Raw genomic sequence first — 25,264 nt, forward strand, 5'->3', positions numbered from 1 at the left:
AAGCCGGCGGCGCTCAGTTGTCGCTGCTGTTGTTAGTTTGCTTTTACTGACGCTTAAATTTGGCTCACTGGCAAAAAGCGCTTAAAATGCGTCTTTTGCCAGTAGTCAGAGAGTCAGATGTCATTAGGTCAGGTATTTCCCGCACAGTACGAAACTCAGCTCGCCGCTAAAGCAGCACATTTGCGCCATTTACTCGCGCAGTTTGCCTTACCCGAAACAGAAATCTTTCGCTCTGCGGTAAGCCATTTCCGGCAACGTGCCGAATTCCGTATCTGGCATAATGGTGATGACATCTATCACTGCATGTTTGACCCCGCCAGCCGGCAACCGGTTCGGGTTGACGAGTTCCCAATAGCGGCTAAGCCCATCGCGGATTTTATGCCAGTGTTATTGAAAGCCATTCAATTTAATCATCAATTGCGCTATCGGCTTTATCAGGCCGACTATCTGGCCAGCACGACCGGAGAACTTCTGGTCAGCCTGATCTATAAGCGTAAACTCGATGAGCAATGGCTGGAGGCCGCCAGGCAGTTACAGCAGGAATTGGCGCCACTCTATAATGTGCGCTTTATCGGCCGGGCCCGTAAACAAAAGCTGGTAGTTTCTGATGACTTTGTAATCGAACGTTTTAACGCGGCAGATCGGAGCATTCAGTACCAACAGCTTGAAGGCAGCTTTACCCAACCGAATGCCGGCGTGAATCAGCAAATGCTGGACTGGGCGTCAGACTGCGCCGCTGGGCTGGGCGGTGACTTGCTGGAGCTGTATTGTGGTAATGGCAATTTTTCACTGGCATTGGCCAGCCAGTTTGGTCAGGTCATTGCAACTGAATTGGCCCGCAGTTCAATTAAGTCGGCACAATATAATATCGCCCTAAATCAGATCGGAAATGTGCAGGTATTGCAGATGTCTGCCGAAGATGTGGCGGCGGCGCTACAACAAGGCCGCATGCTTAAAGAGCTCGACCTGGCCAAATTAGCGTTAAATACTGTGTTGGTCGATCCGCCGCGGGCCGGCTTGGACCCAGCTACGCTATCGTTGGTTAGCGGCTTTCAGTCTATTCTTTATATCTCCTGTAACCCGGAAACTCTGGCGGCGAATCTGGCTGAACTTGCCAAGACCCACGATATCAGCAGGCTCGCCTTATTTGATCAGTTCCCATACACCCACCATATTGAAACTGGTGTGCTACTGCGTAAGCGCTAGTCGGGCTGCTTACGGCCATAGCTGGCGGCACCGTGTGCCAGCCAGCGCAGTTGCATGATGGTACGCCGGGTCAGCTGCGGATAGTGTTCCCGCGGTGCATCCAGGGCATCCGCTCCGGTATGAAATACCAGCGTAACCATCGCCTCTGCCTGCAGCTGCGCCAGTTCAGGCGGACACTGCGTTTGTTTGCGTAGATAATGCGCCAGCTCCGCACAGAAATGCTGGATCTCACGAGCAACGGCAGCACGAAATGCCGCCGAAGTACCAGAGCGTTCACGCAGCAACAAGCGAAACACGTTGCTGTTTTCGGCAACAAACTCCATAAAGGTTTCTACCGAGGTACTGATCACACTACCGTGCTTTTCAATCCGTAATCTTGCCTGGCGCATCAGCTGCCGCAACATTAAGCCGGCTTCATCCACCAACGTTAAGCCCAATTCGTCCATATCAGCAAAATGGCGGTAAAAAGAAGTGGGTGCAATGCCCGCCTCACGGGCGACCTCGCGTAAGCTTAAGCTGGCAAAGCCTTTTTCGGCACTTAGCTGCGAAAAGGCAGCATTAATAATTGCCTGGCGGGTACGTTCTTTCTGTTCTGCTCTGGTCACGATGCGTCCCTTTCTTACTGCCGTTCAGCCGATTTACCTTGACCCGCTGTCAGCAGCTGGGTAAATTGGCGTACAGTTGTAAGCTCAAAGTGTGAATTCATGAAAAAACATCCGATCATCTGGACTAACGTCATCCTGTTCAGTCTAACTTTTTTGGTTGCCGCTATTGCGGTTCCCTATTATGCCCTGACAGTTGGCTTTACCACAGCAGAAATTATTGCCACCATTTTATGTATGGGCTATTGCGGTATTTCGATAACTGCTGGCTACCACCGGCTCTGGGCTCATAAGACCTATGATGCCCATCCTGTTTTACAGTGGATCTTTGCTATAGGCGGCGCCTTCGCCCTGCAAAATAGTGCCATTCATTGGTCATCGGATCACCGTGTGCATCACCGCCATGTCGATAACAACGACAAAGATCCTTACTCTGCCGGCCGTGGTTTCTGGTTTAGTCATATTGGCTGGATGCTGCGTGACTATCAGGGCGATAGTTACTTCGACTACAGCAATGTGCGCGATCTGCAAAAGAACCCCATCCTGGCTTTCCAGCACAAGCATTATCTGGCACTGGTGTTACTGACTAACATTGGTATTCCGCTGCTGTTGGGGCTGCTGCTTGGCAATCTCTGGGGCATGCTGTTAAGTGTTGGTGTGCTGCGCCTGGTTTTAAGCCACCACTTTACCTTCTTTATTAATTCATTGGCGCATATCTGGGGTAAACAAACCTACACCGATGAGAACAGCGCACGGGATAATGGCTTTCTGGCGTTTCTGACCTATGGAGAAGGCTATCATAACTACCATCACATTTTTGAATACGATTACCGCAACGGGATCCGTTGGTGGCAGTTTGACCCGACTAAATGGCTGATTAAATCCTGCTCCTTGCTGAAATTGACCTGGAACTTACGTACTGTGCCAGAAGACAGAATTGCGCAGGCTGTTGCCAAAATGCAGCTCAAGCGCGCCAAAGATAAAGTTCAGCATTTGCCGAATGCAGAACAATTGCTGGCATTGCTGGAACAGGAGTATCAGCTGTTAGTGGCAAAAATTCAGGATTATTACCAACTGAAGAAAGAGCTGTTACAACAGAAACGTACAGCGCTGGTCGATCAGGTGAATGCGTCTGACTTTATGCTGCGTTATCAGGAGTTAAAGCAACATCTGCAACAACAACAGAACCATTGGCAGCGCCTGACCGCCGCTTTTAGTTAAGCAACTTAGCTATTAGTCTTGTTCCGGAAAAAAGAGGCAATCGCCTCTTTTTTTGTGTCCGATACCTGTTATGCTAATTTCTATTAGTAATTTGACAGGATTGGTAAGCGTGTCGGCAAAAGCAGCGAAAAAACAACCCAGTTATGATTATGATGCTATCGTTATTGGTACGGGCCCCGGCGGCGAAGGTGCGGCTATGTATCTGGCGAAAAGTGGTAAAAGCGTTGCGGCCATTGAACGCTACCAAGCGGTTGGCGGTGGCTGTACCCACTGGGGCACTATTCCGTCGAAAGCACTGCGCCACTCGGTCAGCCGTTTAATTGAATTTAATGAAAACCCGCTGTTTCAGGTTGAAGAGCAGATGAAAGGTCTGACCTTTTCACAGATCCTGAAACATGCTGCCGGCGTGATCCGCAAACAAGTACGACTGCGCAGCGGCTTTTATGATCGCAATCTGGTAAAGATTTATCAGGGTGAAGCCCGTTTTATTGATAACCATACCCTGGAAATTACCCATAACGACGGCAGTTGCTACACACTGAGCGCAGAAACCATTGTCATCGCTACCGGCTCACGGCCTTATCGGCCACCGCATGTTGATTTTAACCACCCGCGCATCTATGACAGCGATACCATTTTGTCGCTGGATCATGATCCACGGCATATTATTATCTTTGGTGCCGGGGTTATCGGCTGTGAATATGCATCGATTTTCCGTGGCCTGGGCGTGCGGGTCGATCTGGTCAACACCCGCGACCGGTTATTATCTTTTATGGATACCGAAATCTCTGATGCCCTGAGTTACCACTTCTGGAACTCGGGTATGACCATCCGCCACGGTGAAGAACTGTCTCATGTGGAAGGCCGGGATGATGGCGTAGTTTTACACCTGCAATCCGGTAAACGGATGAAAGCCGATTGCTTCCTGTTTGCCAACGGCCGCACCGGCAATACTGAAATGCTGAATCTGGAGGCGGTGGGTCTGGCTGCTGATAGTCGCGGCCTGTTAAAAGTAAATAGTGAGTATCAGACGGCTGTAGATAATATCTATGCCGTCGGTGATGTGATTGGTTATCCAAGCCTGGCCAGCGCAGCCTACGACCAGGGCCGGCTGGCCGGTGAAGCTATCGTAAAAGGTAATCTGGACGGACATTTGATTGCCGATATTCCGACCGGCATTTACACCATTCCGGAGATGTCTTCAGTCGGCAAAACCGAGCAGGAACTCACCGCTGCCAAAATCCCGTACGAGGTCGGCCGGGCGCAGTTTAAGCATTTAGCCAGAGCGCAAATTGCCAATACCAGTGCAGGGAGTCTGAAGGTGCTGTTTCACCGTGATACCCTGGAAATTCTGGGTATTCATTGCTTTGGTGAGCGGGCCGCGGAGATTATTCACATCGGTCAGGCCATTATGATGCAAAAGAACGGTGCTAATAATCTGAACTACTTTGTGCACACCACCTTTAACTACCCAACCATGGCCGAAGCATATCGGGTTGCCGCACTAAACGGCCTAAACCGCTTGTTCTGATAATCGGTTGTTCTGAGTCGTAGCGCAGTAGCTCACTACTGCGCTATCAGATTCAGGTAATACTTACTCGGCGATCTCTGCATTCATATGGTACATCGGACTAAGATCCTGCACCGCCTCGATAAAGACCCTGGCATGTTCGGGATCGACATCAGGCGTAATACCATGTCCCAGATTAAAGATATGACCTGAACCCTGGCCAAAGCCATCAAGGATAGTTTGTACTTCCTGGCGGATCCGTTCCGGTGTGCCCAGCAGAATAGACGGGTCCATATTGCCCTGTAACGCCACCTGCTGCCCTACCCGGGCGCGAGCGCTGGCGATATCGGTCGTCCAGTCTAAACCTAAAGCATCACAGCCAGTCGCAGCCATCATTTCCAGCCACTGACCGCCATTTTTGGTAAACAAGGTTACCGGTACTTTGCGACCATCAGCTTCGCGGGTCAGGCCGTTCAGAATTTGCTGCATATAACTGAGCGAATATTCTTTATAATCGCGTGGCGTCAGCACCCCACCCCAGGTATCGAAGATCATCACTGCCTGAGCGCCGGCTGCAATTTGGGCATTCAGATACAGGGTCACGCTTTGCGCCAGCTTATCCAGCAGCATATGTAGCACTTCCGGCTCGCTATACATCATCTTTTTGATGATGCTAAAGGTCTTACTGCCACTGCCTTCCACCATATAGGTGGCAAGCGTCCAGGGACTGCCGGAAAAACCAATCAACGGCACGCTACCCTGCAACTCACGGCGGATAGTGCGAACCGCATCCATCACATAACGCAGCTCCTGCTCCGGATCCGGAATCGGTAAATGCACCACATCCAGAAAATCGCGGATCGGCTTACTGAATCGTGGGCCCTCGCCGACACCGAAACTAAGCCCCAACCCCATCGCATCAGGAATGGTCAGAATATCGCTAAACAGGATAGCGGCATCCAATGGATAGCGGCGTAATGGCTGCAATGTCACCTCGCAGGCGAGCTCCGGGTTTTTGCATAGCGACATAAAATCACCGGCTTGCGCGCGGGTAGCACGATACTCAGGTAAATAACGCCCGGCCTGGCGCATCATCCAAATTGGGGTTCGATCTACCGGTTGCCGTAGCAAGGCACGCAAATAACGATCATTTTTTAGCTGCATAATTCATCCGCCATCACATCTTTTGTCGCATTCTAACAGCTTGCACCCGTCTGCTCTATGATCTGGCGCTATAAAGCTGCAATCTTTACCTTTACGTAAACTGAAAAAAATATTCAGCTTAGGTTCATTTTTTTCCGTTTGCCGCTTGTATCAGCAAAACGCTTCTGTTATAAAAGTACTGCGCTAGTGAAGTTCTAACAACAAAGAAGCTCGGTATACGAGACCTTAAGCTCCAATTTAAAGCCACCTTGAGTGGCTTTTTTATTTTATGCTTTCTGCTGCTGTGTTGCCTGCGCCAACGCAATTAACTGCCCGGATAAAGTCTGTAGCCCCGGTGTCTCTGGCAAGTCATGCAGCGGACACCAGTAAGCTTCGGCAATTTCCTCAGGCTGGCACTGGATCTCACCATCGGCATAGTCAGCCACAAAACCTGTCATCAATGAATGTGGAAAAGGCCAGGGCTGACTGCCAACATAACGCAAATTGGTAATATCGATCCCCACTTCCTCTTTTACTTCGCGCACCGCCGCCTGCTCCAGAGTCTCTGCCGACTCAACGAAGCCTGCCAGGACCGAGAAAAATCCCGCTTTGTGCCGGGTGGAGCGCGCTAGCAAAATTTTATCGGCTTTTACTACCGCGACCAGAACACAGGGTGCAATACGAGGGTAACAGCGATGCCCGCACTTATGGCAAAGAGTCGCAAGCTCCCAGTTAACCAAACGCATCGCGCTGCCACACTGACCGCAAAAACGGTGTGTTTGCAGAAATAACGCAACCTGGGTCGCCCGGGCAGCCAATTGAAACAGCGCCTCGCCCTGCTCTAATAAAGCACGGGCGGAATGCCAATCCGCCTCATTCGCCGGCCGATCGTCATACACCACCAGATAACATGGCTGCTGCTGGTATTCACCCAGTTTACAGGTCATCGCATCCGCCAGCTGCAGCGGCAGCGCAGCCAGTTCAGTAAAGGGTACTGTGCCATCTGCGGTCAGAAACAACCGGCCCTGACTCACAATAAACCAGTATGCCAACTGCCCGGATGATACTTTTACACTATGTTCAATCATTACAGCCTCTGTTTTAATGCGGAGGTTTTAGCAAGAATGGCAGCATCATACTCCGGGCCGCTGGGCTGACCAATAAAAAAACGGTTGATCTTTTCGCTGAAATTCTTTTAATTAGCAGTATTGCAGCAACACAGGCTGCATCTAAGGAGAGGCAAATGTACACCCGCGTACAGCAAGCGCAACAAAAATATGGCGGCAGCCTGAAGGCGATTGATAGTTGGCTGCAGGAGCGACGCGAGTTGATTGTCAGTTATTGCCGGCTGGCCGGTTTGCCTCCTTTCGAAAAAGACCGTCATACCATGCCTTCGCAAGACAAAATTAAAGAATTTTGCCAGTTACTGATGGATTATCTGTCTGCCGGTCACTTTGAAGTCTATGAACAAATCGTCGCCCAATGCGCGGTGAACGGCACCAACAGCCGCAAGCTGGCAGACTCCTTGTACCCCAAAATTGCGGTCTCAACCGACCTGGCGCTGGAATTTAACGATAAATACGCTGAGCATCTGAGTACCCGTAACAGCGGCTCTTTTGATTTAGAATTGTCGGCTTTGGGTCAGGCAATGGAAGAACGTTTTGCGCTGGAAGATAAGCTGATCGAGACCCTGCATGCCAAACATGTCTCTACGACCACAACGGCTTAGGTCTGCTTTAACGTAGCAATAAAAAAAGCGGCCAGGCCGCTTTTTTTATTTAAACCGCTACTTATTGTGGCTTTACAATATCCAGCAGCTCAACTTCAAATACCAGCACGCTGTTTGGTGGAATGGTACCCATATCGCGCTCACCGTACGCCAGTTCAGACGGAATAGTGAAACGGAACTTAGAGCCCACGCTCATCAGTTGTACACCCTCAGTCCAACCAGGAATAACGCGGTTTAACGGGAATTCAATAGGCTCGCCCCGATCAACAGAGCTATCGAACTTGGTGCCATCGGTTAAAGTGCCGGTGTAGTGCACTTTAACGGTATCAGTAGCAGCAGGTTTAGCACCTTCTGCTGCCTGCAGCACTTCATACTGCAGACCTGATTCCGTGACGGTTACTCCTTCTTTCTTGGCATTTTCGTCAAGATAAGCCTGACCTGCAGCCTTGGCTGACGCCGCCGCGGCCTCAGCCAGCTTCATTTGTTCATTACGGTAGGTTTCGTCCAGTGCAGTTAACAGTTGCTGAATTTCTTCTTCAGTAACATCAGACTTACCGGCCATACCATCCTGTACACCCTTTAAAATCAGCTGGGCATTCAGATCAACAGAGATTTTGCTGTACTCGTCGATAGTGCTTTGCAGATAACGGCCAGCTGAAACGCCAAGGCTATAAGCTTGTTTAGCTTGTTCAGTGTCCATTTTTGGTGCTGGTTCAGCTTTTTGTTCTTTCTGACAAGCCGTTAACGCCAACAGCGCAACAGCGACCAGAGTTAATTTGGTTTTAAAGCGCATTCTTTTCTCCATAGCGCAACCTCTCGGCTGCTATAGTATGTTGTAATAAAGGTTAGCTCGCTTCGCTATACTAACGCTTTGTGTGGATGAGGTTAACACCCGCAATGAAATATCCTGTAATTTTGCTTGCCACCCTGTTGCTCGCCGGCTGTAGTAAGGTCGACACCCAGCCGTTGGCGCAGTACCCGCATGTGGCTCAGGGCAGTTATGCCGCCGCGCTTTCAGCCGATGGCCGCTTTGCTGCAGTGTCCTCTATCCAGGACGGTATCGCCTTTTGGGATCTGCAACAAAATGCCCTGAAGTATCACTGGCGCCATCAGGATAGTAGCGACAATCTGGTGTTTCACCTGGCGATCAGTGATAACGCCAGCCATGTCCTTAGCGCCGATCATCAGACCTTTGCCCTGTGGCGCACCGCAGATGGCCAGAACGTCGGCTATTGGCAAACCGATAACAGCAGTATCCGCGATATTGCTCTGTCTAACAACGGCGCCCATATTCTGGTTGGGCGCAGCGATAACGTGGTACAACATATTACGCTTAGCAGCGGCCGGCGCCTGGACTTTCTGGGGCACAGCGAGCGCATTAACAGCGTCGCCTTATCCCCAAATGGCCGCTATGCCCTGACCGGTGGCAATGATTATCAGGCTTACCTCTGGGACACTCAGACCGCACAAATCCTATATAGTTTCCCGCATCCAAGCCGGGTAACCAAAGTCGCCTTTGACCCACAGGGCCGTTATGCGTTTACCGCTGATAGTCAGCAATTAGCGCAAATCTGGGATATTCAAAGCGGACAACGGGTAAGCTCCTTGCAAATGCTGGCCAGACAGCAGGTATTTAGTGCGGTGCGTTTTAGTCAGGATGGGCGCTTTTTACTCACCGGCGCCCCAACCCGCAACCTGGTACTTTGGGATGTACAAAGCGGCCGGGAGCTGCAGCGCTGGCGGGTTTCCCCCAGAGTTGGCAGTCGCCCACCCAGTGCTGTGGTACATGCCGTCGCTTTTCTGGATGAAAACCGTATAATTAGCGAAAGCTCCAGTGGCCTGGCCGAAGTATGGGAAATCCGTTATGACTGAGCAACCCTCAGCAATAGAACTACATTTGATTGAGCTGGAAAGTAAAATTGCTTTTCAGGAAGATACGATGCACAGCCTGCACGAGGAGCTGCTGGCTCATCAACGCAAGATTGAGCAACTGCAACGGCAAATTCTGCTGATGGCGCAAAAGTTACAACAATTACCGGAAGACAGCGGTATTTTGCGACCGGAAGAAGAACCGCCACCGCCGCACTATTAAATCCAAGTAGAATAAGCCAGCAACAATGCTGGCTTATTCTGGTTTAAAGACCCCAATCACCAATTCATTCTCGCGGGTCGATTGCACCACTTGCTGCTCTGGCTGCGCCATCTGATGCCCACAGGCCACACATTCCACCTTTTCAACATTGTTTTCAATAAACAAACTCATGGTATCGGTGGCTTTACACTGCGGGCAGGTCGCGCCAGCGATAAAACGCTTTTTCTTACGGGTGGTCATACAGGCTCCAACGGGCACAAAAAGCCGGACGAAATTTTAGTTTCAGCCGGATATAGCGTAAAATCGCCCACTTAGTTCACTGGTACAAGGTAAAACATGATCCAGCTTCAGCAGGTAGAATTAAGACGCGGTATCCAGGCGCTGTTTACAGGGGCCGATCTTACCGTATTTCCGGGGCAAAAGGTGGGAATTGTCGGCGCCAACGGTTGTGGTAAATCCAGCTTATTTGCGCTGCTGCAAGGTAAATTACATGCCGATGCGGGTAATGTCAGCATTCCTGCTGCCTGGGTGATCGCAACAGTGGCTCAGGAAACGCCGGCCCTGGACTGTTCCGCCCTGGATTATGTGTTACAAGGCGAGCCTGAACTCTATCCATTGCTGCTAAAAGCCCGCAGTCAATGCAGCGACAGCGATCTGGCAGCGGTACATCAGCAAATTGAAGCGCTGGATGGCTACCGTGCCGAGGCCAAGGCCGGCACCCTGCTGGCGGGTTTAGGATTTAGTGGCGAGATGCAGCAACAGACCGTAAAGTCATTTTCCGGTGGCTGGCGGATGCGGATGAACCTGGCACGGGCGCTGATGCAAAAAGCCGAGCTGTTACTACTCGATGAGCCAACCAACCACCTGGATCTGGATGCGGTACTCTGGCTGGAAAAGTACCTCAGCAACTATCCGGGTACCTTACTGCTGATTAGCCATGACCGGGATTTTCTTGATGCGGTGACCGACAATACTGTCCATATCGAACGCCAGTGTCTGACGCTGTATAAGGGCAATTACAGCCAGTTCGAGCGCCAGCGCGCAGAACAACTGGCGCAACACCAGGCGAACTTTGAGAAGCAACAGCGCCAGGTGGCGCACTTGCAACAATTTATCGATCGCTTTAAAGCCCAGGCCACCAAAGCCCGGCAGGCACAGAGCCGAATTAAGGCGTTGGAGCGGATGACCATACTGGCACCGGCGCACGTTGATTCGCCATTTAACTTCAGTTTCCGCGAGCCACGGGCCTTACCCAACCCACTGTTAAAACTGGAACAGGTCCAGGCTGGCTATAGCGGCAAGCCTATTCTGAGCAATATTAACTTTCAGCTGCTGCCAGGTAGCCGTATCGGCTTACTCGGGCGTAATGGCGCCGGTAAATCAACACTGATCAAATTACTCAGTGGTGAGCTACCGCCACTGGCGGGTGAACTCTGGTATGCCAGTGGCGTTAGTCTTGGTTATTTTGCCCAGCACCAACTGGAAACCCTCAGACCGCAAGATTCGCCACTGCAGCATCTGGTACGACTGGACCCGCAGGTTCCTGAGCAGAAGCTACGTGATTTTCTTGGTGGTTTTGGTTTTCACGGCGATAAAGCGCTGGAACCCTGTGCGCCTTTCTCCGGCGGCGAAAAGGCTCGCCTGGTGCTGGCGTTATTGGTGTATCAGCGCCCGAATTTGCTGTTGCTGGACGAACCGACTAACCATTTGGATCTGGAAATGCGCGAAGCCATAGTCATGGCGCTGCAGGATTTTGCCGGTGCCATAGTAGTGGTATCGCACGACCGCCACTTGCTGACCAGCACCACTGACGAATTTTATTTAGTGGCGAATGGCAAAGTCGCACCCTTCGATGGCGACTTACAGGACTATTACCAGTGGCTGCAACAAGATGCGCGGCAAAGCCAGCAGAGTGCGGCTCCGGAAACCGTCAGTAGCAATACTGCTGCAGTGCGCAAAGATCAAAAACGCTTGGAGGCGGAGCTGCGCAATGTGCTGCGACCACTAAAGCAGAAAATTGACAAGCTGGAGCTACGGCAGCAACAACTGGAGACTCAGCTGGCCAGCCTGGAGCAACAACTGGCGGAACCGGCCATCTACGAAGCCGCTAACAAGGCCCAGCTAACTAAGCTGCTGACAGAACAAACCCAGGCCAGCAGCGAACTGGCGCAAGTAGAAGAAAGCTGGTTTGAGGCGCAAGAGGCGCTGGAACAACAAAGCCAACTTTTCTGGCAGCAAAATCAGTAGGGACAAATCGATCTATGCAGCAGATGCCAGCGCAGCAAATGACAATACAGCAGCTTAATGCCGACGCCTTCTGGCAAGTCAGCCTGGTGTTTTACCCACAGGTGCAGCCGCTTTGCCTGCAGTTACAGGACAATTGGCAGGCCAATGTTAATCTGCTGCTGCTACTCAGCTATACCGAGCAGCTGGGCTGGCAGTTGGATGCTGCTAGTCTGACGCAGGGCTTACAGCAAATGGCACCGTTAAATCAGCACATTACTCAGGTATTACGCCAGTGCCGGCGAGAGCTGCCTAAACTGCCGCTGGATAGTAACCAGCAAACGGAACTAAAACAGGGACTTTTACAAACCGAGTTGGTGGCAGAACGGCTGGAGCAGCAACTACTGTGTCACTACTTGCGCTTCAAGCTGGCAAGCAACCCGGACAACCTGAGCCTATACTGCCAGCAGTTACCAGCAACAAACGAAGCGCTACAACGGGCATTATTTGATCTGCGTCAAGCTGCCGCCCGCTTTGCCGCGGCCAGCTGAGTAACTTTGATCCAGGTCATATCAGCGCCTGCTGCCCTTGCCTACACTTCCCTCAAGCAACTTCAGGAGGGAAATCCTATGAACCTATGGCATGAGTTTTTAAACGACCCGGTAATTTTTATTTCTTTTACCGGCCTGGCCATTGTGATTGGCCTGTGCATTTTCTACGCCGTGTACTTTATGTACAAAGTCGGTAATGCTGAAGAACAAACCAAATAATAGCCAGACGGTTTAACAGGTCGGGCAGATGCCCTAATACTCCAGATGCTGGAGTTTATCGGCCACACCATTCCAGGCATCCGCATCGGCGGGTGCCGCTTTGACTTCACGGATATTCGGCCACAGCTTAACCAGCTCGGCATTTAACGCGACAAAGCCTTCCTGACCTGGCGGCAGTTTATCTTCCTGAAAAATCGCCGTGGCCGGACACTCCGGCTCGCATAAACCGCAATCAATACAAATCACCGGGTCAATAGCCAGAAAATTTGGCCCTTCAAAGAACGCATCAACCGGGCATACCGCCACACAATCGGTATATTTACATTTGATACAGTTCTCACCTACCACAAAGGCCATGGCAACTTCCTCCGCTATTTTGCGCGATCATACTGAAGCAAACGTGAAACACAACAGGAAAGCGGACAGCCGGCGTCAGATCGCGTAAAATACTGTCTTTACCGGCAAACCGGCCCGCAATCTGAGACTCGAGTGTTATGTTACGTTTAACCGAAATTAAATTACCGCTGCAGCATCAGGATGAACAGGCTGAACTGCGCGCAGCCATCCTGGCCAAATTGGGTATCAGCGACAGTGATTTAAACCATTTCAGCGTGTTTAAACGTGGCATTGACGCCCGTAAAAAATCTGACATTCAACTGATTTATACCCTGGATCTGGACGTTGCCGGCGAAGCGGCACTGTTAAAACGTTTTCAGAAAGATCCGCATGTGTCGGTTGCGCCGGATACCCGTTATAAATATGTCGCGCCAATTCCTGCCGCCGCAGCTGAAAGACCAGTCGTGGTCGGCTTTGGTCCCTGTGGTTTGTTTGCCGCCCTGATCCTGGCCGAAATGGGCTTAAAACCTATAGTGTTAGAGCGCGGTAAAGCCGTGCGCGAAAGAACCAAAGATACCTTTGGTTTTTGGCGTGGCCAGGCTTTGAATACCGAATCCAATGTGCAGTATGGCGAAGGCGGCGCCGGTACCTTTTCCGATGGCAAGCTATATAGCCAGGTTAAGGATCCGAAACACTATGGCCGCAAGGTGCTGACCGAGTTCGTTGCCGCCGGGGCACCGGACGAAATACTCTATGTCAGTAAGCCGCATATCGGTACCTTCAAGCTGGTGTCGATGATTGAAAAGATGCGCGCCAAAATCACCGAGCTGGGTGGTGAAATTCGCTTTAGTACCCGGGTCGATCAGCTGCATATCAATAACCAGCAACTGGAAGGGGTGACGCTGCATAACGGCGACTACCTACCCTGCCGGCATCTGGTACTGGCCGTTGGCCACAGTGCCCGCGATACGTTTCAGATGCTGTACGATGCCGGCGTCTATATTGAAGCCAAACCCTTTTCGGTTGGCTTTCGGATTGAGCATGAACAATCCCTGATTGATGAATGCCGCTGGGGGCCAAATGCCGGCCACCCTATTCTCGGTGCCGCCGATTATAAGCTGGTGCATCATTGTCAGAATGACCGTACTGTCTACAGCTTCTGTATGTGCCCGGGTGGGACCGTAGTTGCTGCCGCGTCCGAAGAGGGCGGCGTGGTCACCAATGGAATGAGTCAGTATTCCCGTCATGAACGTAATGCCAATAGCGCAATAGTGGTGGGCATTGATCCGGAACGTGACTATCCGGGCCACCCGCTGGCCGGTATCGATTTACAACGTAAACTGGAACGTGCAGCCTTTGAGTTAGGCGGGGCCGACTACCATGCACCGGCACAGCTGATTGGCGATTTTCTTGCGGGTAAATCCTCTGCCGAGTTAGGTGAGGTTAAACCCTCTTACACGCCGGGGATCCGACTTACCGATCTGTCTGCGGTATTGCCCGACTTTGCTATCGCCGCCATCCGCGAAGCCATCCCGGCTTTTGATAAGCAGATTAAAGGCTTTGCCAAAGCTGATGGCTTACTGACCGGCGTTGAAACCCGCACCTCATCACCGATTTGTATTAAACGCGGCAAAGACTTCCAGAGCCTGAACGTGCGCGGCCTCTACCCCGCCGGTGAGGGCGCCGGTTATGCTGGCGGTATTTTATCTGCCGGTATCGATGGTATTAAGGTAGCCGAAGCGCTGGCATTGGATCTATTGCAGCAAAGCACCGCATCAGCCTGATTCGGATTTAAGTAAGAATTAGGGCAGTAAATATTTTTTATTTGCCCTCTTGTTAATTGCTGCAAAACTAGCCATTATCAATTTAGTGGTAGTAAAAAGGTCGTAGTATTGACTATGCGTTGGTTTAATCTGTTTATCGCGGTGTTTTATCTGAGCCTGTTGGTGACAACAGACGCAGGTATTACCCATGACAGCAGATTATCGCCGTTAGCTGACAGTCCTTATCAGGCACTGCATGCTGAAAGCAGTAATCTGGGCCAAAGCAAAGGCAGTAACGAACAGGAACCGGATGAACCCGACAGCCTGATCGCCTCAGCTAAAGTGCTGAGCCACAGCCTACCCGCTGCCATTAATGCTTTTTACCAAACTCCCTGGTTATCACACCGTAGCAGCCCTGATAGTGCCCGCGCACCACCTATTGTCTAATCACACTTAACTGCCATTTATTTTTATTTGTTAATTCTGGCGCGGCCTCTGCGCGCCCATTAGTGTGAGTAGCTATCATGAAAACTTTATCCTTATTCAATTTAGATGCCGTTGATCAATTAATTCAACCCGCCGACTTTACTGAAACCACGTTAAATTCACCGGCGCTGAGTGTGCTGAGTGATTTTAAACATAACCAGCCAACCCTGATCGAAGGTAACACCTCTGCCAGCCAGGCACTGCTGATGATGCAGCAGGAACACAGTCAGCTAAAACTGGTAGTCGATGCCGATGAGAATATGCTGGGTTTAATCCATATCGAACAGTTATCGGAGCAGGCGCTGTTACGCCAGGTGATGCTGGGCAATAGCCGCGATGAAATCAAGGTACGGGATCTGATGCGGCCACGTGAGCGCATCAAGGCGCTGGCCTATCAGCAACTACAAAACTGCACCATTGCCGATGTGGTCAATACCCTGCAATCGAATGGTGAGGCATTTTGTCTGGTAGTGGACCGCGATAATCATCAGATCCGTGGCGTGATCCATGCGCAGGAGCTGGCACGGCGCTTACATATGCCGTTAGCTATCCGCCAGCAACCGACCTTTTTGCGGATCTTCGATAGTTTAACCGCTTAACCTTTCAGGTCTGCGGGCTGCTGTGTTACTCCGAGCATGGTGGCCCGCTTTTTTGTTGCTCTAAGCTGAAGGCTCTCGCTATTATAGCAGCATGCAGCACGCTTCCCGCCCCCCACGCCAATACTATCGAAATGGTCCACCGCATCGCAGTGGTGCCGACGTCAGCTTTGCCGATTTGGTAACGATTTTAGGCTTTAACAGCATCCATATTGGTCGCTGGGTGACTGCGGCCGAACAGCAGCAGGCGGCCAACTTATTCTTTGATGCCTTTGCCGATTTACAACAATTGCTGCAAGTCCCGGCCGAGGTGATTTCACTGCGCGGTACTCTGGCCCTGACCTTTGGTATCGGCGGTCAACCCGGTGTTTGCGCTTTCTATCAACCACAGGGGCGGATCCTGGCGCTGGCCAAAAATGCCGGCGGCGGCAGCCTGGCACACGAGTGGATGCACGCTTTCGATCATTATATTGCGCAGAAAATGTTTCAGGGTGAGGTTAGCGCCGGTCAATTTGCCAGCCGCACCTGGTTAACACGGCAGCCAGTAAAAGCGCATCCCCTCAATGCTTTGTTAGACCAGGCATTTACAAAACTCTTTGTTAGTGATGATGGTTGTGATGTCAGCGACTTTTTTCAGCATTGCCGAAACCTGGATCAGGCTGCGTCGCGGCTTTATTTAAGCTTGCCGGAAGAAATGACTGCCAGAGCATTCGAGAAAGTATTACAGAGCCAGTCACTGAAAAATAGTTTTCTGGTAGCGGGCACCCGGCAAACTGCTGCTGCCCGCGCAGGGGTTTACCCTGAACCGCAATTAACCGCTGAGCTCGGACAATTATGGCTGGGTTATTTCCGTCTATTAGGGCAACAACTACAAACCGTTTAGCCCTGAATACAGCGGTTACCACCCAGTTGCTTGGCGCGATACATCGCCTTGTCGGCCATAGCAAGTAACGGCTCTGTGTTTAGTGTCGCCGCTGCAGCGCATACCACACCAATACTCGCCGTGATCGTCAGGCTGAGTGACGGTAATTGAAAGGGCATACTAAAACTCTGACGGATCTTTTCCGCCGCTACCGCGGCCTGCTCTGCCGAGTCAACTTCACTCAACAAAATCACAAACTCATCGCCACCAAAGCGTGCGACGGTGTCGGCCTGACGCACATTCTGGATTAAGCGTTGCGCAACCTGTTGTAATAAATCATCACCAACGCTATGACCAAACTGATCATTAACCGGTTTAAAACCGTCCAGGTCGAGATAACAAATGGCCAGCTGACACTGATGCCGTTGTGCCTGTGCCATGGCCTGCCGGCAACGGTCATAAAACAGCTCCCGCTTGGGTAAGCCGGTTAACTCATCATACAATGCGGAATGTTGCAGCCGCGCCAGTAACTCTTTCCGCTCAATCGCTACCGCCATATGCTGCGCCACGAAATCCAGTAAATCGGCATCCGCATGATGTGATACGGCAGTTTGTGATGAAACTAAGAGCACCATAGCGCCTAGCACGTTGGTGTGCGAGATCAGCCGCACCCCCAACCATAAATTATGGTCTGCACGTTTACGGATCAGCGGCAATGAGGCTGATCCCCTGTCCTGCAACAGCCTATAACAAAGCTCGGTTGCTTCCGCAGCACTCTGCGTATCCCCGTCAGGTAGATACTGATAAGCTAAATTGATACTGTCGGCAACCGTGCGGCGGGCAATGACACAGGCCTGGATTGGCATTAACTGCTGTACAATTTGCAACAGCTGCCGGTATAGATCCTGCAAATTCTCGGCAGCAAAAGCCGCCTCGGAAATAGCATAGAGCGCATGTTGGCGGCTTTCCGCCAATTTTAAACTGGTAATATCACGCGCCACGGCGACCCGCTGCTGCTTATCTGCCGACCAGCGTGCTGACCAAAGCAAATGTACAATCTGGCCATCTTTGCGTAGGTAGCGGTTTTCGAAATCAGTCTTGATTTGCCCGGTATTGATGGCCTGCGCCGCGGCCAGCGTCTTCGGAATGTCATCTGGGTGGATAAAGTCCAGCATACTCCGGCCAAGCATCTCACTGGCTGGGTAACCAAAAATACGTTCTGCACCAGAGCTTAAAAATTGAAAATTACCATCGCGATCTACAGCACAAACCGCATCCAGTAACACATCAATATATTCACCTAAAGCGTGGTATAACGAAGCTGGCATGACCGTATCTTCACAACATAAGAAGCATTCAGTCGTAACAATAGTCCATTTTTACTAGTAGAATCCAGCTTTAACTACGTAAGCCAAAGAAAAATTGTTACCGGGAGCCGTGTCGTAAACGACTAATCAGCCGTTCAGTATTGCGCCACACTAAAGCGTAGATCGTCAGCTGCGGGTTAGCCCCCAGGCTGGTTGGCAATACCGAGCCGTCAAAAATCGACAGATTATGCAGTTGATAATGCTGACCATCGGCATTCACTACGCCCAGCCGCTCGCTAGCCGCCATATTACAGCCCCCCATCACATGAGCCGACACCACCGTTTGTAATAACGGACGCATTGCCAGCTGTGCGATCGCGCCTTTTGCCTCTGCCCAGCTTTGGTATTGCTGCGCCTGATGATGAATGGGCAATACCGCTTTGGCACCGGCAGCAAATTGTAGCTCAGCCATCGATAACAGTGCACGACGCATACCCTGCCATAAATAGTCACTGATCGGATAATCCAGCAGCGGTTGCTGCTGCGCATCCAGGCCAACACTGCCGCCCTGGCTTTGCGGATGAAAACCATCGCGCAGTAAAGCGATAGTCACCTGTAACTGATTAAACTGCTGCATCAAGGCAGCATGGGCCTGAGCCTGGCCAGTCAGCTTGGTTGCCATCAGTACCGGGTGCAGCGGGGGGACTTCCAGCTTGTAACCCGCCTGCCCGTCGCTGGGCCAGACAAACTGATCGGAATAAATACTTTGCGGTGCGCCGGCATGGCCGTTAATGTCCTCATTAAAGAGCGCGCCGGAGATCACTGTCGGGTGCAAATAGGTATGTTTACCCAGACGGCCTGAGGGATCCGGTACTTTGGAGCGTAACAGTAACGCCGGCGAGCCGATGGCGCCGGCGGCGACAATAAAGTGTTTGGCCCGAATGCGGACCTTTATTTCGGCGCGCGGGTGGAAAAAGCGATCGACCGGCACCGCAGTAAGACTTTGCACCTGATTGCCCTGCCAGTTTAGCTGCCGCACCGAAAGCCGCGAGATCAGCCGGGCGCCCTGCGCCAACGCACTGGGAATGGTACTGACTAACATCGATTGCTTGGCATTAATCGGGCAGCCCATACCGCAATAGCCAAGGTTGGCACAGCCATTGACGTTGCGATCGATCACCGTATATTCCCAACCCAGGCGCTCACAACCATGCTGTAATTTGGCATTATTCGCATTGGGCGGCACCGGCCAGCGCTGGATATTTAACCGCTGCTCAGCCAAAGCAAAATAAGGACTTAGCGTATTGTCACCGCTAAAGTCGAGGCCAAACTCTGTTTGCCAGTAGCTGAGTGTTGGCTGAGGGGTGCGAATTGAGGTAGTCCAGTTAACGGTGGTTGAGCCACCTACGGTGCGGCCCTGCAGAATACCAATCGCCTGATCGCGGGTTTTACGCCCAGCAGCTTCCTGATACAGCTGCGGATAGGCCCAGCGCTCTTCCATGACAAAATCATCACGATCATAGTAGGCGCCCTCTTCCAGTAGCAATACCTGCAAGCCGGCCTTAGCCAGTAACTCAGCGGCAATACCGCCACCAGCGCCGCTACCAATGATGACTACATCGGCGCTAAATTGCTGATCAGCGATAAATTGACTGGCGTCCAGATGTTGCGGTGACTGCTTCGCCATTAACGGAACCTCGGTGCAGTATAATTGAGGGCGGCCCAGTGCTCAGGCTGACTGTAGTAGGCAGCAAATAACAATTCGCGTAAACCATGGTAAGCTTGCTGCAATACGCCAAGGTAGCTATCACGCCAGCGGGCAAATAACGTCAGCCGTTGTGGCAGACTCAGCTCAGCCAGCGGCAACCAGTGGCCACTTAGCGCCAGCCGGCCCAGTCGCTTTGCCAGTAAATTAAATAGCAGTTGTAGTTCCTGCTGCTGGCGTAGCGGCAAAAATGCCAGGCTGTCGTGCACCGCTACGATAGTCCGGCTAATGGCGGCGTCAGACTCTGCCGGCGCCGTCGGTAAAGCACCGTATAATAAGGCCGGTAGCAAGGCAGCAAGTACCAGCTCAGAATTAGCCGTGTCATCACTGTTTAGCAGCTGATAACCGTTAACTCCCAGCGTTGCGGTGGTGCCAAGCGCCAGGCCTGACAGGATAAATTGGCGGCGATTCATCGTTATTCTTTTTTTGGAAGCCTTAGGCCACATTCTTTCTCAGGAGCGGTTATTTTGCAAGCACAGCTCGGACCAGCCAGTCATCATCTTCATACCACCAGCTTTAGCGCGCCCTGGTGGCTACGTAATGCCCATCTGCAAACTATTTTTGCTAAGTATTTAAGCCCAAAGCAGCAGGTGCCAACCTACCCGGAAATGTTAGCCTTACCCGATGGTGATGAACTGCAGCTCAACTGGACCGAACAACTGCCAGTAACTGAGCAAAGGCCACTACTGGTGATCCTGCATGGTTTAGCCGGCGATCTGCACAGCCACTATATTCAGGGGCTGCTGGCCGAAGTAACACGCCGCAAACTGCCAGCGGTAGTGATGCATTTTCGTGGTTGTCATGGCAAACCGAACAAGCTGCCACGGGCCTATCACAGCGGCGATACTGCCGATATTGGCTATTTGCTGAGCCAACTACAACAGCGTTTTCCGGCGATGCCACTAACCGCAGTTGGCTTTTCCCTGGGTGGTAATGTGTTGGTAAAATACTGTGGTGAGCAAGCCAGTGCTAATCCGCTACGCGCTGCCGTCGCCATCTGCCCGCCACTGGATCTGGCGGCCTGCGCCAAACGCATTAATCAGGGCCTGAGTAAAATTTATCAGCGTTACTTGCTGGAGCGCTTAAAACGGCAAACCCTGGCCAAGCTGGCGCAGTTCCCGGATTTTCCGCTACCGCTGACGCCAGCTCAGGTGCAGCAATTTAACAGTATTGCCGAATTCGACCAGCATTATACTGCGCCGATCCACGGCTTTCGCGATGCCGCTGACTATTACCAACGCGCCAGCGGCAAAGCCTGGTTAAAAGCGATCACCATCCCAACGCTGATTATTCATGCCAGTGACGATCCCTTTTTAAGCGACGCCGTGATCCCCTCCCCGGCTGAACTGAGCCCACAGGTGGAATACCGGCTCAGCCGCCACGGTGGCCATGTCGGCTTTGTCGGCGGCAAGCATCCGTTTCGCACCGAGTTTTGGCTGAACCAGCAGATCTGTGACTATCTGCAGCAAGGGGCTAATCCATAGTCAAATAAGCTTCATCTGGCTGTCATACCCCGGACATCTGGCCGGCCGATGCTATCAGCGCATTCAGCCACCGGGGATAGCCAATGTTAAATTGCAATACCATCTTCCTGTCTGATATTCATCTGGGCTGTAAAGACTGTCAGGCCGAATATCTGCTGCATTTTTTGCAGCAAACCGAAGCCAACACCATTTATCTGCTGGGGGATATTGTTGATCTTTGGGCCATGCAGCGTCAGGTGCACTGGCCACAGGCGCAGAATCAGGTGGTACAACTGCTGCTGCAAAAAGCCGAGCAAGGCACTAAGGTCGTATATATTCCCGGTAACCATGATGAGGCGATGCGGCTGTATCGTGGCAAATTGTTTGGCAATATTAAAGTACAGCTCAGAGGCGAACATACCACGGCGCAGGGTAAAAAATTATTACTGCTCCACGGTGACGAATTCGATAAAGAGGTCAGCTTTGGTCCGCTGCAAAGCTGGCTCGGTGATAACCTCTATGATTTGTTGCTGTTTCTGAACCGCTGGTACAACAGAGTACGCCGTGTAACCGGTGGTCGTTATTTTAGTCTGGCTGCCTATATTAAAAGCCGGGTACCGGGGGCCTTAAAAGCCATTGGCCGTTACCGCCAGGCTGCAATAAAAAAGGCCAAACGGGGCGGCTACGATGGCGTGGTCTGTGGTCATATCCATCACCCGGAGCTGACCCTGGAAGATGGCATTATTTACTGTAATGACGGTGACTGGATTGATAGCTGCACCGCCCTGCTGGAGCACAGCGATGGCAGCCTGGCACTGTATCATTGGGCCGAGCAAGCCGAATGCCTTGCCGCGCTGCCGCTGCAGCCGTTACTCAGTAAAAAAGTCGCCTGAATACGACAATAAGCACCTATAAAAAACGCCCCGACTCAGCGGGGCGTTTTGCTATTTAGAGCCAGCGATTAACTTACAGCTGAGGCCCGGCCGCAACCAGAGCTTTACCCTCGTCATTATCGGTAAACTTAACAAAGTTATCGATAAAACGTTTGGCCAGATCTTTGGCTTTGACTTCCCAGTCTGCTGCGTTGGCATAAGTTGCACGCGGATCCAGGATACCGTCATCGACATCATGCAGATGAGTTGGGATCGCCAGGTTAAAGTACGGCAGTTGCACAAACTCGGCATTCTCGATGCTACCGTCCAGGATGGCGTCAATAATAGCGCGGGTGGCTTTAATGGATACACGTTTACCTGTGCCATTCCAACCGGTATTGACCAGATACGCTTCAGCACCAGCGGCTTCCATCCGCTTACCTAACACTTCCGCATACTTGGTTGGGTGCAGGCTTAAGAAGGCGGCGCCGAAACAGCTGGAGAAGGTTGGCGTAGGTTCAGTAATACCACGCTCAGTACCGGCCAGCTTGGCCGTAAAGCCAGACAGGAAGTGGTACTTCGCCTGCTCTTTGGTTAACTTCGATACCGGCGGTAATACCCCAAAGGCATCAGCAGTCAGGAAAATCACTTTCTTGGCATGACCGGCTTTAGAGACTGGGGTGACGATATTGTCGATATGGTAAATCGGGTACGACACCCGGGTATTTTCCGTTTTCGAGCCATCGTTAAAATCAATTTTACCATCTGCCAGCACGGTCACGTTTTCCAGCAGGGCGTCACGACGGATGGCGTTATAAATATCCGGCTCGTTTTCTTTCGACAGGTTAATGGTCTTGGCGTAACACCCACCTTCGAAGTTGAACACGCCATCATCATCCCAGCCGTGCTCGTCATCACCAATTAACTGCCGCTTTGGATCGGTCGACAGGGTAGTTTTACCGGTACCAGACAGACCGAAGAATACCGCCACGTCGCCGTCTTTACCGACGTTAGCAGAACAATGCATCGAAGCGATGCCTTGCAGTGGCAGGAAGTAGTTCATCATTGAGAACATACCCTTCTTCATTTCGCCACCGTACCAGGTACCGCCAATCAGTTGAATGCGCTCGGTCAGGTTAAAGGCAACGAAGTTTTCTGAATTCAGGCCATGTTTCTGCCAATCCGGGTTAGTGCATTTGGCACCGTTCATCACGATAAAGTCTGGCTTATAGCTTTTCAGCTCTTCATCGGTAGGCCGGATAAACATATTTTTTACGAAATGCGCCTGCCAGGCCACTTCAGTAATAAAACGTACCGCTAAGCGGGTGTCGGCGTTCGCACCACAAAAGGTGTCGACAACAAAGAGTCTTTTGCCGGATAACTGGCGGGTAACCAGTGTTTTCAAATCAGCCCAAACTTCTGTACTGATGGGCTTATTATCGTTTTTTCCTTGATCTGACCACCAGACGGTATCGCGGGTAGTGTCGTCACGCACGATATACTTGTCTTTCGGAGAGCGGCCGGTAAAGATGCCGGTATCGACTGATACTGCGCCAAGCTCGGTCAGCTTACCTTTTTCATAACCTTGCAAATCACTGCGGGTTTCTTCGGCGAACAGCAGCTCGTAAGATGGGTTATATACGATTTCCGTGACATCTGTGATGCCGTATTGGCCCAAATCCAGATCGGACATTTGTTAACTCCTAAGGGTACTGTAGGTAAGGGTGCAGTCTCTGACGGACTTAATTTTCATGTTGCTCTTTGAGCAGAGGGCGGTTCTCTGTTCAAAAAACACCCGTGCATCATAGCGTTTTTTCACGATAAAAGATACTAGGATTTGGCTAAAGGCCCCTGTTTGCGCGGCTTCTGGCCAGTTGCTTAATTACTGAAGTTGGTAATTTTATTACAATTCGCGGGCGGTTTGCCGGGCTTTAATCAGCTCAGACCAGGGCTGTACTGCAGCGCCGATAACCATAAAATCGGGATTACCAAGGGTTTCCCGCTGGTTATAACTAAGGGGGGCAAACTGGCTATCCAGAATTTTGCCGCCGGCCTCTTCGACGATGACCTGCACGGCGCCGGTATCCCATTCCCCGGTAGGACCCAGCCGCAGATAACAATCTGCCTTGCCTTCAGCTACCAGACAGCTTTTTAAGGAACAGCTGCCAAGCGCAATAAACTCAGCTTGCTCCGGTTGTTGCAGCAGGTCATGGATCAACTGCCGCGGCTGGCGGCGACTAACGGCAATGCGCAGCGGCTCACCAGGCTGATATTGCTGCACCCGGATCCGGTTAATCAGGTTATGTTGTTGTTTAAAAGCACCATTGCCGCGGGTGGCGTAATACAACAACTGCTCTTTCGGCCAGAAAATCACGCCCAGCGCCGGCCAACCATGCTCTACCAGGGCAATACTCACCGCGAAATCACCGCTGCGGGCAACAAACTCCTGAGTACCGTCCATCGGATCAATCAACCAGTAGCGCGGCCAATCTGAACGTTGTGCCAGCGGTAGGATCTGAGTTTCTTCAGAGATAATCGGAATATCAGGCGTGAGTTCACTGAGCCTGGCAATGATATGTTTGTTGGCAGCCAGATCGGCACTGGTTACCGGGCTGGTATCCTGCTTTTGTTGCTGACTAAACTCACCGCTCTGGTAAAGCTCCCATAAAATCGCACCGGCCTCACGGGCAGTGGCTTTCACTGGCTCCAGCAGTTTGCTTAAAAACATCCGGGTTGGCTTCCAAATATTGTTGTGCCAGCAACAGGGCTGCCACGCTGCGCGCCTCGGTAAAATCGGCTTGTTGCAATAAGGCCGCACTGTCTTGCCGCAACCAGCGCACCAGCTCTAAAGGTTCGGGTTCGTCACCGGCCTGCTGCTCAGGATAGAGATCAAAGGCCAGCACTAGGTGCATTGTAGCATTAAAATAGCCCGGCGCTAACGCCAGTGACTTCAGCTGTACAAAGCGGTGCGCGCCAAAACCAATTTCTTCTTTTAACTCGCGGTTAGCCGCCGTCAGGATATCCTCACCCGGATCGATTAAGCCCTTGGGAAACCCCAGCTGATAATCATGGGTGCCGGCACAGTATTCGCGCACCAGGTACAGGTGCTCTGGATCCGGACAGGCGATAATCATCACGGCACCGCGGTTGCTGCCGCGCATCCGTTCATATACCCGCTGTTCGCCATTGCTAAACCGCAGCTCCAGTTGCTCCACTTTAAACAGCCGGCTTTGCGCCACAATTTGCTGCGACAGAATTTCCGGTTTTTGTTTGTCAGGTGTGCGCTGCGTCATCGGCTGCTCTCTGTTAAACTGCTAA

General features: G+C 51.6%; 28 protein-coding genes (1 of these 28 only partly in view). 16 read left to right on the plus strand and 12 right to left on the minus strand.

Annotated features, from left to right (window positions below; all coding sequences use genetic code 11):
- On the plus strand, nucleotides 1-2 hold a 2-nt sliver of the coding sequence (locus tag A9165_RS10555) for an RNA-binding protein (protein ID WP_008950783.1). The gene continues 502 nt to the left of window position 1, outside the view; a 2-nt sliver of its 504-nt coding sequence is all that appears in the window; its start codon lies off the left edge, out of view; the stop codon is cut by the window's left edge — 2 of its three bases fall inside, at nucleotides 1-2.
- Between the two features lie 115 nt (nucleotides 3-117).
- The gene (trmA, locus tag A9165_RS10560) at nucleotides 118-1,206 is read left to right on the plus strand and encodes a tRNA (uridine(54)-C5)-methyltransferase TrmA (RefSeq protein ID WP_065955837.1); all 1,089 of its coding nucleotides are present in this window, start codon (nucleotides 118-120) and stop codon (nucleotides 1,204-1,206) included.
- Here the strand turns inward: trmA and fabR are convergent.
- Nucleotides 1,203-1,811: an HTH-type transcriptional repressor FabR gene (fabR, locus tag A9165_RS10565; RefSeq protein WP_008609623.1), complete on the minus strand. Its 609-nt coding sequence runs from the start codon at nucleotides 1,809-1,811 to the stop codon at nucleotides 1,203-1,205. The genes trmA and fabR overlap by 4 nt on opposite strands.
- A gap of 99 nt (nucleotides 1,812-1,910) precedes the next feature.
- Here fabR and A9165_RS10570 point away from each other — a divergent pair, with 99 nt between their 5' ends.
- Together A9165_RS10570 and sthA are read left to right on the plus strand one after the other, a co-directional pair.
- Complete coding sequence (locus A9165_RS10570; RefSeq protein ID WP_065955838.1) at nucleotides 1,911-3,029, plus strand: fatty acid desaturase; 1,119 nt, start codon at nucleotides 1,911-1,913, stop codon at nucleotides 3,027-3,029.
- Between the two features lie 70 nt (nucleotides 3,030-3,099).
- A complete protein-coding gene (gene sthA, locus A9165_RS10575; RefSeq protein ID WP_176714612.1) occupies nucleotides 3,100-4,560 on the plus strand; it encodes a Si-specific NAD(P)(+) transhydrogenase in 1,461 nt (486 codons plus the stop codon).
- Nucleotides 4,561-4,623: 63 nt separating this feature from the next.
- Here sthA and hemE read toward each other — a convergent pair whose 3' ends face one another.
- Nucleotides 4,624-5,703: a uroporphyrinogen decarboxylase gene (hemE, locus tag A9165_RS10580; protein WP_065955840.1), complete on the minus strand. Its 1,080-nt coding sequence runs from the start codon at nucleotides 5,701-5,703 to the stop codon at nucleotides 4,624-4,626.
- Between the two features lie 266 nt (nucleotides 5,704-5,969).
- The gene (gene nudC / locus A9165_RS10585) at nucleotides 5,970-6,770 is read right to left on the minus strand and encodes an NAD(+) diphosphatase (protein WP_065955841.1); all 801 of its coding nucleotides are present in this window, start codon (nucleotides 6,768-6,770) and stop codon (nucleotides 5,970-5,972) included.
- Nucleotides 6,771-6,925: 155 nt separating this feature from the next.
- Here nudC and A9165_RS10590 point away from each other — a divergent pair, with 155 nt between their 5' ends.
- On the plus strand, nucleotides 6,926-7,411 hold the full coding sequence (locus A9165_RS10590; RefSeq protein ID WP_065955842.1) for an Rsd/AlgQ family anti-sigma factor: 486 nt from the start codon (nucleotides 6,926-6,928) through the stop codon (nucleotides 7,409-7,411).
- Nucleotides 7,412-7,472: 61 nt separating this feature from the next.
- Here the strand turns inward: A9165_RS10590 and fkpA are convergent, their stop codons facing one another.
- Complete coding sequence (gene fkpA, locus A9165_RS10595) at nucleotides 7,473-8,204, minus strand: FKBP-type peptidyl-prolyl cis-trans isomerase (protein ID WP_065955843.1); 732 nt, start codon at nucleotides 8,202-8,204, stop codon at nucleotides 7,473-7,475.
- A 104-nt stretch (nucleotides 8,205-8,308) separates the two neighbouring features.
- Between fkpA and A9165_RS10600 the strand changes: the two genes are divergently transcribed.
- Both A9165_RS10600 and A9165_RS10605 read left to right on the plus strand, forming a co-directional pair.
- A complete protein-coding gene (locus tag A9165_RS10600) occupies nucleotides 8,309-9,283 on the plus strand; it encodes a WD40 repeat domain-containing protein (RefSeq protein ID WP_065955844.1) in 975 nt (324 codons plus the stop codon).
- Nucleotides 9,276-9,503 (plus strand): SlyX family protein, encoded by a 228-nt coding sequence (locus A9165_RS10605; RefSeq protein WP_008950776.1) that lies wholly within the window; start codon nucleotides 9,276-9,278, stop codon nucleotides 9,501-9,503. The genes A9165_RS10600 and A9165_RS10605 overlap by 8 nt, the downstream gene beginning before the upstream one ends.
- Before the next feature lie 33 nt (nucleotides 9,504-9,536).
- On the opposite strand, the gene A9165_RS10610 is transcribed toward A9165_RS10605, so the two are convergent.
- On the minus strand, nucleotides 9,537-9,743 hold the full coding sequence (locus A9165_RS10610) for a YheV family putative zinc ribbon protein (protein ID WP_008609634.1): 207 nt from the start codon (nucleotides 9,741-9,743) through the stop codon (nucleotides 9,537-9,539).
- A 96-nt stretch (nucleotides 9,744-9,839) separates the two neighbouring features.
- Here A9165_RS10610 and A9165_RS10615 point away from each other — a divergent pair, with 96 nt between their 5' ends.
- The 3 genes from A9165_RS10615 to A9165_RS16780 all read left to right on the plus strand — a co-directional run bounded on the left by A9165_RS10615 (nucleotide 9,840) and on the right by A9165_RS16780 (nucleotide 12,496).
- Entirely contained in the window at nucleotides 9,840-11,750 is a 1,911-nt protein-coding gene (locus A9165_RS10615) for an ATP-binding cassette domain-containing protein (protein ID WP_065955845.1), read from the plus strand.
- A 14-nt stretch (nucleotides 11,751-11,764) separates the two neighbouring features.
- Complete coding sequence (locus A9165_RS10620) at nucleotides 11,765-12,277, plus strand: TIGR02444 family protein (RefSeq protein ID WP_065955846.1); 513 nt, start codon at nucleotides 11,765-11,767, stop codon at nucleotides 12,275-12,277.
- A 78-nt stretch (nucleotides 12,278-12,355) separates the two neighbouring features.
- Nucleotides 12,356-12,496: a DUF3149 domain-containing protein gene (locus tag A9165_RS16780; protein ID WP_141686150.1), complete on the plus strand. Its 141-nt coding sequence runs from the start codon at nucleotides 12,356-12,358 to the stop codon at nucleotides 12,494-12,496.
- Between the two features lie 33 nt (nucleotides 12,497-12,529).
- Here A9165_RS16780 and fdxA read toward each other — a convergent pair whose 3' ends face one another.
- Nucleotides 12,530-12,853, minus strand: a complete 324-nt coding sequence (gene fdxA, locus A9165_RS10625; protein ID WP_008950773.1) for a ferredoxin FdxA — start codon at nucleotides 12,851-12,853, stop codon at nucleotides 12,530-12,532.
- A gap of 137 nt (nucleotides 12,854-12,990) precedes the next feature.
- Here fdxA and A9165_RS10630 point away from each other — a divergent pair, with 137 nt between their 5' ends.
- From A9165_RS10630 to A9165_RS10645, 4 genes are all read left to right on the plus strand, one after another.
- Nucleotides 12,991-14,616, plus strand: coding sequence for an NAD(P)/FAD-dependent oxidoreductase (locus A9165_RS10630; RefSeq protein ID WP_065955847.1), 1,626 nt, complete (start codon nucleotides 12,991-12,993; stop codon nucleotides 14,614-14,616).
- Nucleotides 14,617-14,730: 114 nt separating this feature from the next.
- Nucleotides 14,731-15,042 carry a hypothetical protein gene (locus A9165_RS10635; protein WP_008950771.1) on the plus strand — a complete coding sequence of 104 codons (312 nt, stop codon included), beginning with the start codon at nucleotides 14,731-14,733 and terminating at the stop codon, nucleotides 15,040-15,042.
- 77 nt (nucleotides 15,043-15,119) lie between these two features.
- Nucleotides 15,120-15,680, plus strand: a complete 561-nt coding sequence (locus A9165_RS10640) for a CBS domain-containing protein (protein ID WP_008609642.1) — start codon at nucleotides 15,120-15,122, stop codon at nucleotides 15,678-15,680.
- A 91-nt stretch (nucleotides 15,681-15,771) separates the two neighbouring features.
- Nucleotides 15,772-16,560, plus strand: a complete 789-nt coding sequence (locus tag A9165_RS10645) for a CLCA_X family protein (protein WP_065955848.1) — start codon at nucleotides 15,772-15,774, stop codon at nucleotides 16,558-16,560.
- Here the strand turns inward: A9165_RS10645 and A9165_RS10650 are convergent.
- The 3 genes from A9165_RS10650 to A9165_RS10660 form a co-directional block, all read right to left on the minus strand.
- Nucleotides 16,557-17,867, minus strand: a complete 1,311-nt coding sequence (locus A9165_RS10650) for a GGDEF domain-containing protein (protein ID WP_255365703.1) — start codon at nucleotides 17,865-17,867, stop codon at nucleotides 16,557-16,559. The genes A9165_RS10645 and A9165_RS10650 overlap by 4 nt on opposite strands.
- Nucleotides 17,868-17,964: 97 nt before the next feature.
- Nucleotides 17,965-19,533, minus strand: coding sequence for a GMC family oxidoreductase (locus tag A9165_RS10655; RefSeq protein WP_065955849.1), 1,569 nt, complete (start codon nucleotides 19,531-19,533; stop codon nucleotides 17,965-17,967).
- The gene (locus A9165_RS10660) at nucleotides 19,533-20,024 is read right to left on the minus strand and encodes a hypothetical protein (RefSeq protein ID WP_065955850.1); all 492 of its coding nucleotides are present in this window, start codon (nucleotides 20,022-20,024) and stop codon (nucleotides 19,533-19,535) included. The genes A9165_RS10655 and A9165_RS10660 overlap by 1 nt, the downstream gene beginning before the upstream one ends.
- A gap of 54 nt (nucleotides 20,025-20,078) precedes the next feature.
- Here A9165_RS10660 and A9165_RS10665 point away from each other — a divergent pair, with 54 nt between their 5' ends.
- A complete protein-coding gene (locus A9165_RS10665; protein ID WP_008950766.1) occupies nucleotides 20,079-21,095 on the plus strand; it encodes a hydrolase in 1,017 nt (338 codons plus the stop codon).
- An 83-nt stretch (nucleotides 21,096-21,178) separates the two neighbouring features.
- Nucleotides 21,179-21,967: a UDP-2,3-diacylglucosamine diphosphatase gene (locus A9165_RS10670; protein WP_065955851.1), complete on the plus strand. Its 789-nt coding sequence runs from the start codon at nucleotides 21,179-21,181 to the stop codon at nucleotides 21,965-21,967.
- Between the two features lie 73 nt (nucleotides 21,968-22,040).
- Here the strand turns inward: A9165_RS10670 and pckA are convergent, their stop codons facing one another.
- From pckA to nudE, 3 genes are all read right to left on the minus strand, one after another.
- Nucleotides 22,041-23,639 carry a phosphoenolpyruvate carboxykinase (ATP) gene (gene pckA, locus A9165_RS10675; RefSeq protein WP_008609649.1) on the minus strand — a complete coding sequence of 533 codons (1,599 nt, stop codon included), beginning with the start codon at nucleotides 23,637-23,639 and terminating at the stop codon, nucleotides 22,041-22,043.
- Nucleotides 23,640-23,849: 210 nt separating this feature from the next.
- Nucleotides 23,850-24,674 carry a 3'(2'),5'-bisphosphate nucleotidase CysQ gene (gene cysQ, locus A9165_RS10680; protein WP_065955852.1) on the minus strand — a complete coding sequence of 275 codons (825 nt, stop codon included), beginning with the start codon at nucleotides 24,672-24,674 and terminating at the stop codon, nucleotides 23,850-23,852.
- Entirely contained in the window at nucleotides 24,628-25,239 is a 612-nt protein-coding gene (nudE, locus tag A9165_RS10685; RefSeq protein WP_008609651.1) for an ADP compounds hydrolase NudE, read from the minus strand. The genes cysQ and nudE overlap by 47 nt, the downstream gene beginning before the upstream one ends.
- Between the last annotated feature and the right edge of the window lie 25 nt (nucleotides 25,240-25,264).

Source organism: Alishewanella sp. HH-ZS (genome assembly GCF_001704375.1).
In the GTDB taxonomy this organism is placed as follows: Bacteria; Pseudomonadota; Gammaproteobacteria; order Enterobacterales; family Alteromonadaceae; genus Alishewanella; species Alishewanella aestuarii.

Coding starts and splice junctions, on each gene's coding strand:
- trmA (WP_065955837.1), top strand. CDS start 118: ATGTCATTAGGTCAGGTATTTCCCGCACAGTACGAAACTCAGCTCGCC.
- A9165_RS10570 (WP_065955838.1), top strand. CDS start 1,911: ATGAAAAAACATCCGATCATCTGGACTAACGTCATCCTGTTCAGTCTA.
- sthA (WP_176714612.1), top strand. CDS start 3,100: ATGCTAATTTCTATTAGTAATTTGACAGGATTGGTAAGCGTGTCGGCA.
- hemE (WP_065955840.1), bottom strand. CDS start 5,703: ATGCAGCTAAAAAATGATCGTTATTTGCGTGCCTTGCTACGGCAACCG.
- nudC (WP_065955841.1), bottom strand. CDS start 6,770: ATGATTGAACATAGTGTAAAAGTATCATCCGGGCAGTTGGCATACTGG.
- A9165_RS10590 (WP_065955842.1), top strand. CDS start 6,926: ATGTACACCCGCGTACAGCAAGCGCAACAAAAATATGGCGGCAGCCTG.
- fkpA (WP_065955843.1), bottom strand. CDS start 8,204: ATGCGCTTTAAAACCAAATTAACTCTGGTCGCTGTTGCGCTGTTGGCG.
- A9165_RS10600 (WP_065955844.1), top strand. CDS start 8,309: ATGAAATATCCTGTAATTTTGCTTGCCACCCTGTTGCTCGCCGGCTGT.
- A9165_RS10605 (WP_008950776.1), top strand. CDS start 9,276: ATGACTGAGCAACCCTCAGCAATAGAACTACATTTGATTGAGCTGGAA.
- A9165_RS10610 (WP_008609634.1), bottom strand. CDS start 9,743: ATGACCACCCGTAAGAAAAAGCGTTTTATCGCTGGCGCGACCTGCCCG.
- A9165_RS10615 (WP_065955845.1), top strand. CDS start 9,840: ATGATCCAGCTTCAGCAGGTAGAATTAAGACGCGGTATCCAGGCGCTG.
- A9165_RS10620 (WP_065955846.1), top strand. CDS start 11,765: ATGCAGCAGATGCCAGCGCAGCAAATGACAATACAGCAGCTTAATGCC.
- A9165_RS16780 (WP_141686150.1), top strand. CDS start 12,356: ATGAACCTATGGCATGAGTTTTTAAACGACCCGGTAATTTTTATTTCT.
- fdxA (WP_008950773.1), bottom strand. CDS start 12,853: ATGGCCTTTGTGGTAGGTGAGAACTGTATCAAATGTAAATATACCGAT.
- A9165_RS10630 (WP_065955847.1), top strand. CDS start 12,991: ATGTTACGTTTAACCGAAATTAAATTACCGCTGCAGCATCAGGATGAA.
- A9165_RS10635 (WP_008950771.1), top strand. CDS start 14,731: ATGCGTTGGTTTAATCTGTTTATCGCGGTGTTTTATCTGAGCCTGTTG.
- A9165_RS10640 (WP_008609642.1), top strand. CDS start 15,120: ATGAAAACTTTATCCTTATTCAATTTAGATGCCGTTGATCAATTAATT.
- A9165_RS10645 (WP_065955848.1), top strand. CDS start 15,772: ATGCAGCACGCTTCCCGCCCCCCACGCCAATACTATCGAAATGGTCCA.
- A9165_RS10650 (WP_255365703.1), bottom strand. CDS start 17,867: ATGCCAGCTTCGTTATACCACGCTTTAGGTGAATATATTGATGTGTTA.
- A9165_RS10655 (WP_065955849.1), bottom strand. CDS start 19,533: ATGGCGAAGCAGTCACCGCAACATCTGGACGCCAGTCAATTTATCGCT.
- A9165_RS10660 (WP_065955850.1), bottom strand. CDS start 20,024: ATGAATCGCCGCCAATTTATCCTGTCAGGCCTGGCGCTTGGCACCACC.
- A9165_RS10670 (WP_065955851.1), top strand. CDS start 21,179: ATGTTAAATTGCAATACCATCTTCCTGTCTGATATTCATCTGGGCTGT.
- pckA (WP_008609649.1), bottom strand. CDS start 23,639: ATGTCCGATCTGGATTTGGGCCAATACGGCATCACAGATGTCACGGAA.
- cysQ (WP_065955852.1), bottom strand. CDS start 24,674: ATGTTTTTAAGCAAACTGCTGGAGCCAGTGAAAGCCACTGCCCGTGAG.
- nudE (WP_008609651.1), bottom strand. CDS start 25,239: ATGACGCAGCGCACACCTGACAAACAAAAACCGGAAATTCTGTCGCAG.